Below are 14,827 nucleotides of genomic sequence, written 5' to 3'. Positions count from 1 at the left end.
ACCCGCGTCAGCTTGTCGCCCTCTCGCGTTCGAGCCTGGCGGATGGCGGCGGGCACAACGCGACGAGGCCCGCCCCGTGTCGGCGGGGCGGGCCTCGTCAGCGGCCAGGATGTAGAGAAGTAGAGGGTCAGCCGGCCAGTCTGGCGGCGATGCGGGCCACGTGCTCGCCCTGGAAGCGCGCGATCTTGAGCTCCCGTTCGTCGGGCTGTCGCGAGCCATCCCCGCCGGCGATGGTGGAGGCACCATAGGGATTGCCGCCACCGGCCTGGTCAAAGACGTACTGCTCCTCGATGCCGTAGCCCAGCGGCACGATCAGCATGCCGTGATGGGCCAGGGTGTGCCAGAAGGAGGTGATGGTGGTCTCCTGGCCGCCGCCGGTGCCGGTGGAGGTGAAGACGCTGGCCACCTTGCCGCGCAGTTCCCCCTTGGCCCACAGGCCGCCGGTCTGGTCCAGGAAGGTGCGCATCTGGCCGGTCATGTTGCCGAAGCGCGTGGGGCTGCCGAAGAGGATGGCGTCGTAGTCGGCCAGCTCCGCCGGGGACGCCTCCGGCGTGTCGAAGCGCTGCCCGCCGGCCTTCTCGAACACCTCGGCGTCCATGGTCTCGGGGGCGCGCTTGACGGTGACCTCGACGCCCTCGACGCGGCGAGCTCCGTCGGCCACCGCCTGGGCCAGGGTGTCGATGTGACCGTACATGGAGTGATAGAGCACCAGAACGCGGGTCATGCAGACCTCCTGTGTCAGTGGATGCAACACCACCGAGTCTAGTCGGATGTCCGGAGAGGAAAAGCGAAGGAATTCGAGGGCCGGCGACGATTCGGTCGAACGGACGCCGCCAGCCGCCGGGTGGCCTCAGGCCAGCCGCCAGCAGCCCGCCAGGATGCGTACCTTGCCGGCCGCCAGGTTGTCGCGCAGGTTGCGCCCCATCTCGGCAAATCGCTCGCCGAAGATCAGCCCGGGGCCGGGCAGCGTCGGGCCGGCAGGGACCTCCCCGCCGCCCTCTCGCCGGCTGTGCTTCTGTCGCCAGGCCAGGGCCGACTCGGTCACGTCCTCCAGCGTCTCGGGCACGAAGCCCGCCTCGGCCAGGCGCGCCTCCAGCGCCTGCCGGGTCTGCAGGTGGCTCGCCGCCGGCGTGCTGGCCCAGGGTACCGGCAGCGCCAGGGGTTCGCGGTTGTCGCCGGCCACCACCTCGTGGAGCAGCAGCCGTCCGCCCGGTACCAGCAGCCGGTGCCACTCCGCGAGCACCGCCGCCGTGTCCGGCATGTTCATCAGCGCATGCTGGCACCACACCGCCTCGAAGCGGCGATCCGGCAGCGGGGTGCGGGCGGCGTCCGCGCACAGGAAGCGGGTACGCTCGGCCAGCCCGGTGGCGCGGCTGAGCCACTCGGCCGCCGTCACGAAGGCCGGGGTGATGTCCACGCCCAGCGTCTCGCAGCCCAGTTCGGCGGCCAGCAGGCGGCTGGCCCCGCCGGTGCCGCAGCCCACGTCCAGCACCCGCATCCCGGAGGAGAGGTGTCCCAGCGCCGCCAGGTGCCGGCTGGCCCGGCGCCCGCCCAGGTGCAGCTGGTCGATCCCGGCGACCTCGTCGAGGCTCAGGTGCCCGGGATCGCACCCCGCCGCACGGAAGGCCGCCGCCAGGCGCGCGACCAGCGGCTCGCCGCCGGCATGGCCCGGGGCGTCGTAGTGGCCCGCCAGGGAAGGGGTGGGCGAAGCGGGGTCGGCGGACATGGCGGGCTCCTGGCAGGGGGATCAGCCCCATAGCTTAGCGCCGTGCCGCGGGCCGCCCCATAGGCCAAAGGTCCCGCGCCGGGCGACTTTCACCCTGGCACCGGCACTTTCACGGCGTCGACGCACCCCTTGCCCGGCGGCGCCGGCTGGCGGAAGGTAGCCGGACCCGTATCGTCGAGGATTGTGCCCCATGAGCCTATCGCGCCCCCCTTTCCCGTCGGCCTCCCGTGCGCCGCTGGCGACCTGGCTGTGGCGCTGCCTGGACGGCGAGCCCATCGCCCCCTTCGCGCTGCTCGGGGGGAGCGCCGTGCCACGCGGCGAGGGGGTGATCGAGCTGGTGCCCGAGCACCCCGCCGCCGACGCCCGCGCCAGCGTGGTCTCGGTCGGCATCCACGGCGACGAGACGGCGCCCATCGAGCTGCTGCAGGGCTGCCTCGAGCGGCTCGCCGAGGGTCAGGCCAGGCTTGGCGCGCCGGTCCTGCTGGTGCTGGGCAGCCCCGCGGCGGTCCGCCGCCAGGTGCGCTACGTCACCACCAACCTCAACCGGCTGTTCCGTCGCGACCTCGCCGAGGCGGGTGACGAGCCCGAGCGGGCGCGCACCCTGATGGCCGCTGTGGACGCCTTCTTCGCCCGCCACCCCGGCCGGGAGCGCCTGCACTACGACCTGCACACCGCCATCCGCGACAGCCGCTACCCGCGCTTCGCGGTGGAGCCCTTCGACGACGCGGTGCCCACCGCCGCGGAGCAGTGGCGCTGGCTGGCCGCCGCCGGCCTGCAGGCGGTGCTCCACCAGCATCGCCACAGCTGGACCTTCTCCCACTACAGCAAGCATTATCATGGGGCGATGGCCTTCACCCTGGAGCTCGGCCGGGTGCGCCCCTTCGGCGCCAACGACCTGGCGCCACTGGCGCCCATGGCACGGCTGCTGGAGGCGCTGCTGACGGGCGCCCGCCCGGCCGCGGCCGACCCGGCGGGCCTGGTGTTCTTCCGCGTCGAGCACGAGCTGATGCGCCACGGCGAGGCCTTCCGTCTGGCCTTCACCGACGACACGCCCAACTTCACCGAGTTCGCGCCGGGCACCCTGCTCGCCGAGGACGGGGAGCACGGCGAGACCCGGGTCGGCGAGGCACCGCTCGCGGTGGTCTTCCCCAACGCCGCGGTGGAGCCGGGGGCGCGCGCGGCCCTGCTCGCCCGCCCGGTGCCGGCACCGGGGTAGGTCGTCTGGCCCCGGGACGACGGAAACGCTTATAACAACGATAAAGTGGAGGTAGAATCTTGCCCCTTTGCCGATCCGCACCCGATCCGTGTCGCCCACCGCCCCACAAGGGCCGGCCGGCAGCCGCTGCCCGCGCCTGGCGACACGCCCCATCCGGAGTCCGACCCCATGGCTGACACCCCGATTCCGCTGCAAGTGCGCAACATCAAGAAGCGCTTCGGCGACACCGAAGTCCTCAAGGGGCTCTCGCTGGAAGCGCACCAGGGCGATGTGATCACCCTGATCGGGGCCTCCGGCTCCGGCAAGAGCACCTTCCTGCGCTGCATGAACCTGCTCGAGCAGCCCGACGAGGGCGAGCTGATCGTGCATGGCGAGGCGATCCGCTTCAAGGAGACCAAGCACGGCCGCGAGCCGGCCGACTGGAAGCAGGTGGTGCGCATGCGCGCGCGTCTCTCCATGGTGTTCCAGAACTTCAACCTCTGGGCGCACATGACCCTGCTGGAGAACATCATCGAGGCGCCGGTCCACGTGCTCGGCAAGCCCAGGCAGGAGGCCATCGCCCACGCCCGCGAGCTGCTCGAGCGGGTCGGCCTCACCGAGCGCGCCGACGCCTACCCGGCCCAGATGTCCGGTGGCCAGCAGCAGCGTGGCGCCATCGCCCGCGCCCTGGCCATGGACCCGGAGGTGATGCTGTTCGACGAGCCCACCTCGGCGCTGGACCCGGAGCTGGTCGGCGACGTGCTCAAGGTGATGCGCGACCTCGCCGACGAGGGGCGCACCATGATCCTGGTGACCCACGAGATGGCCTTCGCCCGGGATGTCTCCAGCCAGGTGATCTACCTCCACCAGGGGGTGATCGAGGAGGCCGGCCCGCCCGAGGCGGTGTTCGGCACCCCCCGCTCCGAACGCCTGAAGCAGTTCCTGGCGCCCAAGCACTGAGCCGGCCCACGCGGAGAGACCCATGATCGATCTTCACGGCTACGGCCCGCGCCTGCTCGAGGGCGCCCTGATCACCACCGAGCTGGCAGTGCTGTCGCTGGCCCTGGCCATCGTGCTGGGGCTGATCACCGCCAGCGCCAAGATGTCGCGTAGCCGTCTGGCCCATGCCGTCGGTACCCTCTACACCACCATTATCCGCGGCGTGCCCGACCTGGTACTGATGATGCTGCTGTTCTTCGGCGGCCAGATCGGCATCAATACCATCACCGATGCGCTCTACGCCCACTTCGGCTGGGACATCTTCATCAACGTCAACGAGTTCGTGGCCGGGGTGCTCACCATCGGCCTGATCTTCGGCGCCTACATGGGCGAGACCTTCCGCGGCGCCTTCCTGGCGGTGGAGAGCGGCCAGATCGAGGCCGGTCGCGCCTACGGCATGGGTCCCTGGCTGGTGTTCCGGCGCATCCGCTTCCCGCAGATGATGCGCCACGCCATCCCCGGGCTCTCCAACAACTGGATGGTGCTGCTCAAGACCACCGCCCTGGTCTCGGTGATCGGCCTCTCCGACATGGTGCGGGTGGCCGCCGAGGCCTCCAAGGCGACCCGCGAGCCCTTCACCTTCATGATCATCGTGGCGGCGATCTACCTGCTGATCGCCAGCGTCTCGGAGTGGGCCTTCGCCCGCCTGCAGAAGCGCTATGACGTCGGCTACGGGGAGACCAAGTGATGGAGGCCCTGCTCGCACGCCTCGAGGCCCTGCTCGCCGACAACAGCATCTTCACCCTGCAGACCCTCTCCTACTACGGCGAGGGGCTGGTGACCACGGTGCAGCTGGTGTTCCTGTCGCTGGTCATCGGCCTGGTGATGGCGGTGCCACTGGCCATCGGCCGCGGCTCGCGCCACCGCTGGATCAGCCTGCCGATCTTCCTTTACTGCTACGTGTTCCGTGGCACGCCGCTGCTGGTGCAGCTCTACCTGATCTACTACGGCGTGGTGTTCGTCGAGGGGATCCAGGACACCTGGCTGTGGCTGATCCTGGAGAAGCCCTTCGTGCCGGCGCTGATCGCCTTCACCCTCAACACCGCGGCCTACACCACCGAGATCTTCCGCGGCGCCATCAAGGCCACCCCCCGGGGCGAGATCGAGGCAGCGCGCGCCTACGGCATGTCGCGGGGCCTGATGCTGCGCCGTATCGTGCTGCCCAGCGCCTTCCGCCGCGCCCTGCCCGCCTACGGCAACGAGGTGATCTTCATGCTCCACGCCAGCGCCATCGCCAGCGTGGTCACCATCATGGACCTCACCGGGGCGGCACGCTTCGTCTATGCGCGCTACTACGCCCCCTTCGACGCCTTCCTGTTCGTGGCGGCCATCTACCTCTGCCTGACCTTCGCGATCCTCTACTTCTTCCGCTGGCTGGAGCGGCGACTGCTGGCCCACCTCAAGCCCGCCGGCGGCTGAGCGAGCGTCAAACGAGCGTTGGAAAACGCGGGGCTTGCCGGCCCCGCCACCCCTTCCGGGCCCACCGGCGATCCGCTATGGTGAGTCCGTCGTCACCCACGAGGTGCATCCACCAACACGAGGGACCCCCCGCCATGAAGATCCAGAAGATCCTGACCGCCGGCGCCCTGAGCGCCGCCCTGCTCGCCGGCACCGCCGGCGCCGACGTGCGCGACATCCGTATCGGCGTCGACGTGCCCTACGAGCCCATGGAGTACCGCACCCCCGAGGGCGAGCTCACCGGCTTCGACATCGAGCTCGGCAACGCCCTGTGCGCCGAGATCGGCATCGACTGCGAGTGGGTCGTGCAGGGCTGGGACGGCATCATCCCTGGCCTGATGGCGCGCAAGTACGACGCCATCATGTCCTCCATGACCATCAACGACGAGCGTCGTGAGCAGGTGCTGTTCTCCGACCCCTACTTCACGCCGCCCTCCGCCTGGTTCGCCCCCGCGGATGTCGAGGTGGGCACCCCCAGCGAGGAGAGCCTCGAGGGCCTGACCATCGGCGTGCAGCGCGGCACCCTGCAGGACAACTACGTCACCGATATGTATGGCGACGTGGCCGACGTCAACCGCTACGCCACCGCCGACGACATGGTGCTGGACATGGACTCCGGCCGCCTCGACATCGTCTTCCTGGACTACCCGGTGGGCAAGTCGACCCTGCTGGAGAGCGAGGCCGGCAACTACAAGGTGGTCGGCAAGATGATCACCGAGCCCAAGGAGTACTTCGGCGACGGCTTCGGCATCGCCTTCCGCCAGCGTGACGAGGCGCTGGCCGAGACCTTCAACGAGGCACTGGCCGAGCTCAAGGCCAACGGCACCTACGACGAGATCCACACCAAGTACTTCGGTGAGTAAGGCGTCGACGCATAGGCGCCACCCGCCGATGGCCCGGTAGCCGCTGCCGGGTCCGCAACACCACACAGGCCGGCTCCTCGGAGCCGGCCTGTGTCGTCTGGTACCTGCTTGCCCTGCGAGCGGCTCAGCGCAGCACGCGTCGCACCAACAGGGGGCCGATCATCTCGAACACCAGGGTCGAGCCCACCACCGCCGAGAGCAGCAGCGCCCCATGCTGCGGGAAGCGCTCCGCGGCCAGCAGCGCCATGCCCATGGCCACCCCCGCCTGGGGGGTCAGCGCCAGGCCGATGTCGCGGGGCAGCTCAGCCTGGCGAACCCGGGCCAGGCGCACTCCCAGCACCCCGCCGAGGTAGCGCCCCGCCAGGCGCAGCACGATATAGGCCAGCATCGGCCAGAGGGCGTCGCCCAGGTGGCGCAGGTCGACGCTGGCCCCCGAGAGCACGAAGAAGAACACCAGGAAGGGCCACTCGATATGCTCGATCTCGTTGAACGAGCGGGTATGGTGGCGCGACAGGTTGGCCACCAGGGCACCGGCCAGCATGGCGGCCAGCAGCGCCGAGACCTCGAGCCAGCTGGAGAGCCCGGCCAGCAGCAGGATCAGCGCCAGCGCCTCCACCTGGGTGGGCTCGCCGGGGCGCAGGCGGCCGGTGAGCCAGGCCGCCGGCAGGCCGATCGCCGTCCCCAGCAGCACGGCTCCGCCCACCTCCCAGCCGGCCAGCGCCAGGGCGGCCTGGCCATCCCCGGAGAGCCACCAGCCGAGCAGCGCCATGGCCAGGCCGAAGGCGAGGATGCCCCAGCCGTCGTCGATGGCGACGATGCCCAGCAGCAGGCGCGCGCGCAGCCGGGTGTCGCCGCTCTCGTGCACCGTCTCGCTCACCGCCGCCGGGTCGGTGGCCACCGAGATGGCGGCAAGCGACACCGCCACCGCCAGCGGGAAGCCCAGCGCGGCGAGCCCCACCCCCACCAGCAGCGCCCCGACGCCGATCACCGCCAGCGAGACGATCAGGATCAGCGGCCCGGTGGTGCGCAGCCGCTCCAGGGTCAGCTCGCCCCCCAGCAGGAAGGCCACCATCACCAGCGCCAGCTGGATCAGCGGCTCCCCCAGGCCATCCAGCGGCGCCGCCTCGGCCTGCCCCAGGACCAGCTGCTGCACCACCGCCACCCCCAGGCCGACCATCACCAGCAGCGAGATCCGCGGCAGCCGGGTACGACTGGCGACCACGTCGGCCAGGATGCTCGAGGCGAGGATCAGCCCCAGGAAGAGCAGCGCCCCGGCGGCAGGCGTCAGGTGCGCCGACACGGGCAGGAAAGAGTCGCTCATAGGAAGGCTCCTTGCGGGTCAGGAGACGAAGGAGGAGTGAAAGCGTGTCAGGAGCCCCAGCCTGACACAGGCCGCCGCGCCGGGCACGGCTCAGTCGAGCCCGAGCCCCAGGGCCAGCAGCGCCAGGCTGGCCAGCAGCACCACCACGTTGAGGCCCATCAGCGCTTCCAGGCGGTCATGCGCCGCCAGGGCCCCGGGCAGGCGCCAGGCCAGCCACAGCGCCCCGGGCAGCGCCAGCCAGGCGAGCCCCGCCATCGCCGGCAGCCAGCCGGCCAGCACCCCCAGCGCCAGCAGCGCCGGGGCGGCGAGCAGCAGCTCGCTCACCAGTTGCGCGGTGCGACGCGGACCGAGCAGGATCGCCAGGTGCCGGCGCCCCACGCGGCGGTCGGCGTCGCGATCCGGCAGCTGGTTGAGCAGCAGCAGTTCGCTGGCCAGCAGCCCCGCCACCGCGGCCACGCAGAGCGCCGCGGCATCCGGCATGCCACCCAGTGCCAGCAGGGTGCCGAGCACGATCAGCGGGCCGAAGCCGAGCCCCGGCGCCAGCAGGCAGAGCCAGGGGGAACGGGTGAGCCAGCGGGTGTAGGCGACGATCAGTGCCAGCCCCGGCACTCCCACGGCGAGCATCGGCCAGCCCCGCCACCACAGGAAGAGCCCACCGATGGCCACCACCCCGGCCAGCGCCGAGATCCCGGCGGCCAGCACCGCCGGCGCCGCCCAGGGGGCCTCGGGCAGGGCCCCGCTGCCGCCGGAGAAGGGCGTGCGGCGGGTCAGGTGATCCAGTCCCGAGCGGAAGTCGTCATACTCGTTGAGCAGGTTGACCGCAGCGTGGGCCAGCAGGCCGCCGAGCAGCACCAGGGCCACCTGAAGCGCTGACGGGGTCAGCCCCTGGCGCACCGCCAGCAGCAGGCCCAGCACCACGCAGAGCGGCGCCAGCACCAGGAAGCCCGGACGACTCGCCCGCCACACGGCGGGCGTGGTGCTGCCACCCTGCACCCCGCCTACTCGAAGCTGAAGCGCGGCGCCGGGGCATCCGGCAGCAGCGCCGCACAGGCCCGCACCCGCTCCAGCAGCGCCTCGTGGGTGGGCGCCAGCAGGTTGACGTGGGCCAGCTTGCGCCCGGCGCGCTCGCTCTTGTCGTAGCGATGCAGGTGGGCGTCCGGCAGCGCCAGGATCGCCGCCGGCTCCCCCTCGCGGCCGATCACGTTGACCATGCAGGTGGGCATGCGCGCCGTAGTGTCGCCGAGCGGCAACCCCTGGATGGCCCGCAGATGGTTCTCGAACTGGCTGGTCACCGCGCCGTCGATGGACCAGTGGCCGGAGTTGTGCACCCGGGGTGCCATCTCGTTGGCCAGCAGGCTGCCGTCGGCGCACTGGAACAGCTCCAGGGTCAGCACGCCCACGTAGTCGAGCTCGTCGAGCAGCGCGCGGATGTAGCCGTCGGCGGTCTGCTGGACGCTCTCGGCCAGGTCCGGCAGCGGGGCGATGGAGTAGCGCAGGATGCCGTCGACGTGCTGGTTCTCGGCCATGGGGTAGAAGGCCACCTCGCCGTCGCGGCCGCGCACGGCGATGATCGACACCTCGCGCTCGAAGTCGACGAAGGCCTCGACGATCAGTTGCGGGTGGTTGATCGCACGCCACGCCTCGGCCGCCTCGGCGGGGTCGCGGATCACCGCCTGGCCCTTGCCGTCGTAGCCCTCGGTGACCGACTTGGCCACCACCGGACAGCCGAGTTCGCGGACCGCGGCCTCGAGCTCGTCGGCATGCGCCACCAGCCGGTAGGCCGGGGTGGGGATGCCCAGGCGGTCGAACAGCGCCTTCTCCTCGGCGCGATTCTGGCAGACGCGGATCGCCTCGCTGGAGGGGTAGACCGGCTTCACCTCCTCGATCGCCTGCACCAGCGACACCGGCAGGTGCTCGAACTCGTAGGTCACCAGGTCCACCTTCTCGAGGAAGGCCTCGAGGTGCTTCCGGTCGGTGTCGATCATCACGTCCCCGATGCCGGCGCTGGGATGGCCGGTGGTGTCGAGGAAGGTGAAGCGGTTGGCCAGCGGGTAGCCGGCCAGCGCCAGCATGCGGCCAAGCTGGCCGGCTCCCAGGACGCCGATGTTCATGGTGGGCTCCTTCAGTCGCTGTCGGGCCGGGGGTCGGGGTTATCGAGCACGCTGCGGGTCTGCTCGGCGCGGAACGCCTCCACGGCGGCGCGCACCTCGGCGTCCTGCAGGCCGACGACCTGCGCGGCCAGCAGGCCCGCGTTGGTGGCGCCGGCCTTGCCGATGGCCAGCGTACCCACGGCGATGCCACCCGGCATCTGCACGATGGAGAGCAGCGAATCGAGCCCCTTGAGGGCCTTGGACTCCACCGGCACGCCGAGCACCGGCAGCGCGGTCTGGGATGCCACCATGCCGGGCAGATGCGCCGCGCCGCCGGCGCCGGCGATGATCACCTGAAGGCCGCGTTCGGCCGCCCCCTTGGCGTAGTCGAACAGCAGGTCAGGGGTGCGATGGGCGGAGACGACGCGGGTCTCGCAGGGCACGCCCAGGCGCTCGAGCATCGCCACGGCGTGCTCCATCACCGGCCAGTCGGACTTCGACCCCATGATCACGCCGACCTTCGGCGACGGTTCGGACTGCATGCACGGCTCCTCGGCAACTGCCTTTGATGCGATGGATGGATGCGGTAAAGAGTGCGAAAGGAAAGCCGCACATTCTAGCCCCGCGGACCTGGCCCGTCACCTTGACCAGCCGGACAACCGACCAGAGATGTCGCCTTAAAGAGACAGATGGTTCCATGCTATGTGCGTCGATGACTGCTAAGGTCGAGAGGAGTGGGCAGCACGGAGACGCCCATCGGCAAGCCAACAAGGAGACAGACCATGAAGCGCACCCTGATCGTTACCGCGGTACTCGCCGGATCGCTGCTGCTCGCCGGCTGCGACGGCAAGGAGAACACCCAGCAGGAGGAGGCCGTCGAGCAGGAGGCCCAGCAGGCCATGGACTCGGCGGAACAGGCCGCCGAGGAGACCGCCGAGGCCGCCGCCGACGCCACCGAGGCCGCGGAGGCCGAGCTGGAGGAGGCCACCGAGGAGGCCGGCGAGATGCTGGATGACGCCGCCGCCGAGACCGAGGAGGCCCTGGACGAGGCGACTGCCGAGACCGAACAGGCCGCCGAGGCGACCGGCGAGGCGCTGGAGCAGGCCGGTGACGAGGCCGCCCAGGAGGCCAGCGAGGCCGCCGCCGACGCCGAGCAGGTTGGCGAGGAAGCCGCCGCCGAGACCGAGCAGGCCCTGGACGAGGCGGCTGCCGAGACCGAACAGGCCGCCGAGGCCACCGGCGAGACGCTGGAGGAGGCCGGTGACGAGGCCGCCCAGGAGGCCAGCGAGGCCGCCGCCGACGCCGAGCAGGTTGGCGACGAGGCCGCCGCCGAGACCGGAAGCGCCCTGGACGCCGCCCGCGATGCCACCGCCGATGCCGTCGAGTCCGCCCGTGAGGTGACCGCCGACGCCGTGGAGGCGGCCAAGGAGAAGGCCGGCGAGCTGGTCGAGGAGGCCCGCGAGATGACCTCCGGCGGCGAGGGCGCGGAAGCCGAGGTCGAGGCAGAGGCCGAGACCACTACCCAGTAGGCCTTTCCCCGGCCCTGACACGACGCGGCCCGCCCGGATTCCCGGGCGGGCCGCGTCGCTCGAAGGGTCTGCTCAGGCCATGGCGGCACGCCGGCTGGCCAGCCAGTTGCCGAGGAGCACCACCAGCATCACCGCGGCGCCGGCCGCCTCCACCATCAGGCTGGGGTAGAACACCGCCACGATCGCCGGCAGCAGCAGCACCCGCAGCGGCCAGCCCATGCGGGTGAAGAGGTACCCCTCCAGCGCCGCGGCGAAGGCCCCCAGGGCCAGGAAGCCGGTCAGCGCCGTCCAGATCAGCAGCGGCCAGGGCCCGCCCATGATGATCTCCGGGTTGTAGACCATGAACAGCGGGATCAGGTAGAGCCCCTTGGCGAACTTCCAGGCCTGGAAGCCCGTCTCCATGGGCTTGGCCCCGGCGATAGCCGCCCCGGCGAAGCCGGCCAGGGCGATGGGCGGGGTGACGTTGGAATCCTGGGAGTACCAGAACACCACCAGGTGGGCGATCAGCAGCGGCACGCCGAACTCGGCGGTGAGCGCCGGGCCCACCAGCACGATCAGCACGATGTAGCTGGCGGTGACCGGCAGCCCCATGCCCAGCACCAGGCTGGCCAGCAGCACCATGACCAGCGCCAGCAGCAGGTTGCCGCCGGAGAAGGCCAGCATCATGGAGGAGAACTTCAGCCCCAGGCCGGTCAGCCCCACCACGCCGACGATGATGCCGGCCACCGCACAGGCCATGGAGACCGCCACGGCGTTGCGCGCGCCGAGCTCGAGGCCCTCCACCAGCCTGACCAGGCCGTTGCGGGTGGCGGTGGCCAGCCGCTCGCCGGTCACCGGCTGGCCCTCCCCCGGCGCCACGAAGAAGAACCACACCAGGAAGCGCAGCACCGCCACGCCCAGCATGGTGAGGATAGCGAAGTAGCCCACCCGCATCGGCGAGAGGTTCATCACCAGCAGCACCACCAGCACCGCCAGCGGCAGCAGGAAGTGCCAGCCGTAGGCCATCACGTCGCGCATCTGGGGCAGCTCCGAGCGGGCCATGCCCTGCATCCCCTGCTTGAGGGCGATGATGTGCACGAAGAGGTAGACGGTGCCGAAGTACATGACCGCCGGCAGGATGCTGACCTTGACCACCTCCAGGTAGGGCATCCGCGTGTACTCGGCGATCAGGAAGGCACCGGCGCCCATCAGCGGCGGCATGATCTGGCCGCCGGTGGAGGCCGCCGCCTCGATGCCGCCGGCCTGGTGGGGGCGATAGCCCAGGCGCTTCATCAGCGGGATGGTGAAGGCCCCGGTGGTCACCACGTTGGCGATGGCGCTGCCGGAGATGGAGCCCATGCCCGCCGACGCGATCACCGCCGCCTTGGCCGGGCCGCCCCGCTGGCGGCCGGTGGCGGCGTAGGCCAGGTCGATGAAGAACTTGCCGGCGCCGGTGATCTCCAGGAAGGCGCCGAACAGCACGAAGATGAAGATGTAGGTGGCGGCCACCCCCATGGGCAGGCCGAAGATCCCCTCCTGCCCCAGGTAGAGCTGCCCCACCAGGCGATCCAGGCTGTAGCCACGATGCTCCAGGATGCCCGGCAGCCACTCCCCCAGCCACGGCAGGTCGCCGCGGGGGCCGGCGAAGGCGTAGAGGATCGCGATCACCCCGATCACCGTCATGCCCAGCCCCACCGCACGGCGTGCCGCCTCCAGCACGGTGAGCGTGGCGATGCAGCCCACCACGATGTCGGTCTGGCTCCAGAAGCCGGCACGGTTGATGATCTCGTCGAGGTAGAGCACCAGATAGCCACCGGTGACCAGGGCCCCGGCCAGGAAGATGGCGTCCAGCAGCCAGCCGGCCAGCCCCCGCGCGCGGCGCGGGCCGAACACCGGGAACATCAGGAAGGCCAGCATCATGATCAGCATCAGGTGGATGCTGCGCTGGTAGAAGAGCCCCAGCGGCTGGATGCCGGCGGAGTAGAGCTGGAATAGCGACAGGCCCACCGCCACCAGGGTGATCAGCCACAGCACCGATCGGGCGTGGTTGGACTGGCTGCCGGGGACGACGGGGGAGTTGCCCGTTTCGCTCATCGTGGTTCTCTCAGGGTCGTGGGTTCGGTCAGGGGGTGACGAGGCGCAGGGTCACCGCGCGGTCGGCAGCCAGGCGGCTCAGGCTGATGCGCTCGCCATCCACCACCAGGCGGTGGTCGACGGCGAGGCTGCCGACCCGCAGGCGATAGGCGTTGCCCGGGACCGGCTCGTCGAGGTCCTCGATCCAGTAGCCGCCCTCGCCGTCGGAGACCTGGCGGCCGCGGCCGGGAATGTGGTCGAGGCCGGCGGCGAAGTCCGGCAGGTGGCTGCGTTCGAGCACCATGCGCCCGTCGCGGTGGCGATAGCAGTCGAGGACCGCGAAGCCCTCCACCGAGTGGTTCCACTCCAGGCACCACCCCTCGCCCTCGGCCATCGGCAGCGTCACCAGGGGCTCGCCCGCCGCGCTGCTCACCACCAGGCGGGCCTCGTCCTGGCCGGCCACGGGACCGGCCAGGACGAGGCCCGCACACAGCAGCAGGGCGAGCAGCCGGGCCCGCCCTGCCAGGTGGCGCGTGTCACGCATCATTCAGGACGCTGGTGATCCTGGACCTCGGCGCCGACCTCCTCGTAGTAGCGCAGCGCGCCGGGGTGGAAGGCGATCGGGGTGGAGTCGACGGCGAACTTCACGGTGGTGTCGTTGGCGGCCGGGTGCACCTCGATCAGCTCGTCGGTGCGCTCGAAGAGCATCTTGGTGATCTGGTAGGCGAGCTCCTCGTCCATCTCGCTGCTCACCGCCAGCACGTTGGGGATGCCGATGCTCTGCACGCCCTCTTCCATGCCCTCGTAGAGGCCGGCGCGCAGCTCGTAGGGGGCGAACACCGAGACCTCCTCGCGGGCGTTGGCCACCTCCTCGTCGCTGAGGCCGATCAGGCGGATGTCGCGGGTGGTCGCCAGGTTCATGATCGAGCTGGTGGGCGGCCCCACGCTCCAGAAGCCGGCGTCGATGTCGCCGTCGCGGATGGCGTCGGCGGTCTCGTTGAAGTTGAGACGGCGCGGGTCGAAGTCGTCGTAGGTGATGCCATTGGCCTCGAGCAGCGCGCGGGCGTTGAGCTCGGTGCCGCTGCCGGGTGCGCCCACCGAGACCACCTTGCCCTCGAGGTCGGAGAGGCTCTCGATGCCGGAGTCGGCCAGGGTGACGATCTGCACGGCGTTGGGGTAGACCGAGGCCAGGGCGCGGATGTTCTCGAGCTGGCGGCCCTCGAAGTCGCCGGTGCCGGTGTAGGCCTGGTGGACGGTGTCGGCCAGGGCCAGGGCGAGGTCGGAGTCACCGCGCCACACCAGCCCCATGTTCTCCACCGAGGCGCCGGTGACCTCGGCGACGGCTTCATAGCCCTCGATATGCTTGCCGATCATCTCCGCCAGGCCACCGCCCAGCGGGTAGTAGGTGCCGCCGGTGCCGCCGGTGGCGACGGAGAGCTGCTGCTGGGCGACGGCCAGCGGGGCCGTCGCGATCAGCGAGGCGGCGACGGCATACTTCATGGCTTTCATGGCGTTCCTCCGGTCCTGGAACCAGTTGGAGTATTGTCGTTGTCGACGCAGTGGTCGACGTCCTGACTCAAGCTAGCACGCGGGC

General features: G+C 70.9%; 15 protein-coding genes. 6 read left to right on the top strand and 9 right to left on the bottom strand.

The genetic code is table 11. The annotated features are described in order from the left end of the window. Positions 1-127: 127 nt before the first annotated feature. A complete protein-coding gene (wrbA, locus tag BLP95_RS00700; protein ID WP_089676279.1) occupies positions 128-724 on the bottom strand; it encodes an NAD(P)H:quinone oxidoreductase in 597 nt (198 codons plus the stop codon). A 126-nt stretch (positions 725-850) separates the two neighbouring features. After that, positions 851-1,726 carry a class I SAM-dependent methyltransferase gene (locus BLP95_RS00695; protein WP_089676278.1) on the bottom strand — a complete coding sequence of 292 codons (876 nt, stop codon included), beginning with the start codon at positions 1,724-1,726 and terminating at the stop codon, positions 851-853. Between the two features lie 190 nt (positions 1,727-1,916). Between BLP95_RS00695 and BLP95_RS00690 the strand changes: the two genes are divergently transcribed. The 5 genes from BLP95_RS00690 to BLP95_RS00670 all read left to right on the top strand — a co-directional run bounded on the left by BLP95_RS00690 (position 1,917) and on the right by BLP95_RS00670 (position 6,241). Continuing rightward, complete coding sequence (locus BLP95_RS00690) at positions 1,917-2,942, top strand: succinylglutamate desuccinylase (protein ID WP_089676277.1); 1,026 nt, start codon at positions 1,917-1,919, stop codon at positions 2,940-2,942. Between the two features lie 168 nt (positions 2,943-3,110). Then, positions 3,111-3,881, top strand: a complete 771-nt coding sequence (locus BLP95_RS00685; RefSeq protein WP_023005062.1) for an ABC transporter ATP-binding protein — start codon at positions 3,111-3,113, stop codon at positions 3,879-3,881. A 22-nt stretch (positions 3,882-3,903) separates the two neighbouring features. Then, complete coding sequence (locus BLP95_RS00680; RefSeq protein WP_089676276.1) at positions 3,904-4,608, top strand: ABC transporter permease; 705 nt, start codon at positions 3,904-3,906, stop codon at positions 4,606-4,608. After that, positions 4,608-5,339, top strand: a complete 732-nt coding sequence (locus BLP95_RS00675) for an ABC transporter permease (protein ID WP_089676275.1) — start codon at positions 4,608-4,610, stop codon at positions 5,337-5,339. The genes BLP95_RS00680 and BLP95_RS00675 overlap by 1 nt, the downstream gene beginning before the upstream one ends. Positions 5,340-5,479: 140 nt before the next feature. Next, entirely contained in the window at positions 5,480-6,241 is a 762-nt protein-coding gene (locus BLP95_RS00670) for a transporter substrate-binding domain-containing protein (protein WP_089676860.1), read from the top strand. Between the two features lie 124 nt (positions 6,242-6,365). On the opposite strand, the gene BLP95_RS00665 is transcribed toward BLP95_RS00670, so the two are convergent. The 4 genes from BLP95_RS00665 to purE form a co-directional block, all read right to left on the bottom strand. Further along, on the bottom strand, positions 6,366-7,562 hold the full coding sequence (locus BLP95_RS00665) for a cation:proton antiporter (protein ID WP_089676274.1): 1,197 nt from the start codon (positions 7,560-7,562) through the stop codon (positions 6,366-6,368). Between the two features lie 90 nt (positions 7,563-7,652). Further along, on the bottom strand, positions 7,653-8,555 hold the full coding sequence (locus BLP95_RS00660; protein ID WP_089676273.1) for a prenyltransferase: 903 nt from the start codon (positions 8,553-8,555) through the stop codon (positions 7,653-7,655). Positions 8,556-8,560: 5 nt separating this feature from the next. Further along, positions 8,561-9,673 carry a 5-(carboxyamino)imidazole ribonucleotide synthase gene (locus BLP95_RS00655; protein WP_089676272.1) on the bottom strand — a complete coding sequence of 371 codons (1,113 nt, stop codon included), beginning with the start codon at positions 9,671-9,673 and terminating at the stop codon, positions 8,561-8,563. 11 nt (positions 9,674-9,684) lie between these two features. Then, positions 9,685-10,194 carry a 5-(carboxyamino)imidazole ribonucleotide mutase gene (gene purE, locus BLP95_RS00650; RefSeq protein ID WP_089676271.1) on the bottom strand — a complete coding sequence of 170 codons (510 nt, stop codon included), beginning with the start codon at positions 10,192-10,194 and terminating at the stop codon, positions 9,685-9,687. 240 nt (positions 10,195-10,434) lie between these two features. Between purE and BLP95_RS00645 the strand changes: the two genes are divergently transcribed. Beyond that, positions 10,435-11,181, top strand: coding sequence for a hypothetical protein (locus BLP95_RS00645; protein WP_089676270.1), 747 nt, complete (start codon positions 10,435-10,437; stop codon positions 11,179-11,181). A 72-nt stretch (positions 11,182-11,253) separates the two neighbouring features. Here BLP95_RS00645 and BLP95_RS00640 read toward each other — a convergent pair whose 3' ends face one another. Genes BLP95_RS00640 through BLP95_RS00630 form a run of 3 tightly spaced genes read right to left on the bottom strand, consistent with a single transcriptional unit; the run spans position 11,254 to position 14,742 of the window. Beyond that, positions 11,254-13,254, bottom strand: coding sequence for a TRAP transporter permease (locus tag BLP95_RS00640; protein WP_089676269.1), 2,001 nt, complete (start codon positions 13,252-13,254; stop codon positions 11,254-11,256). Positions 13,255-13,282: 28 nt separating this feature from the next. Continuing rightward, positions 13,283-13,777, bottom strand: a complete 495-nt coding sequence (locus BLP95_RS00635) for a DUF1850 domain-containing protein (protein WP_089676859.1) — start codon at positions 13,775-13,777, stop codon at positions 13,283-13,285. After that, the gene (locus tag BLP95_RS00630; protein WP_089676268.1) at positions 13,777-14,742 is read right to left on the bottom strand and encodes a TAXI family TRAP transporter solute-binding subunit; all 966 of its coding nucleotides are present in this window, start codon (positions 14,740-14,742) and stop codon (positions 13,777-13,779) included. Before BLP95_RS00630 ends, BLP95_RS00635 begins: the two co-directional genes overlap by 1 nt. Between the last annotated feature and the right edge of the window lie 85 nt (positions 14,743-14,827).

Source organism: Halomonas shengliensis, from assembly GCF_900104135.1.
GTDB lineage: Bacteria > Pseudomonadota > Gammaproteobacteria > Pseudomonadales > Halomonadaceae > Halomonas > Halomonas shengliensis.
The sequence above is the reverse complement of the archived record's forward strand: the minus strand, read 5'-3'. Positions and strand labels throughout refer to the sequence as shown.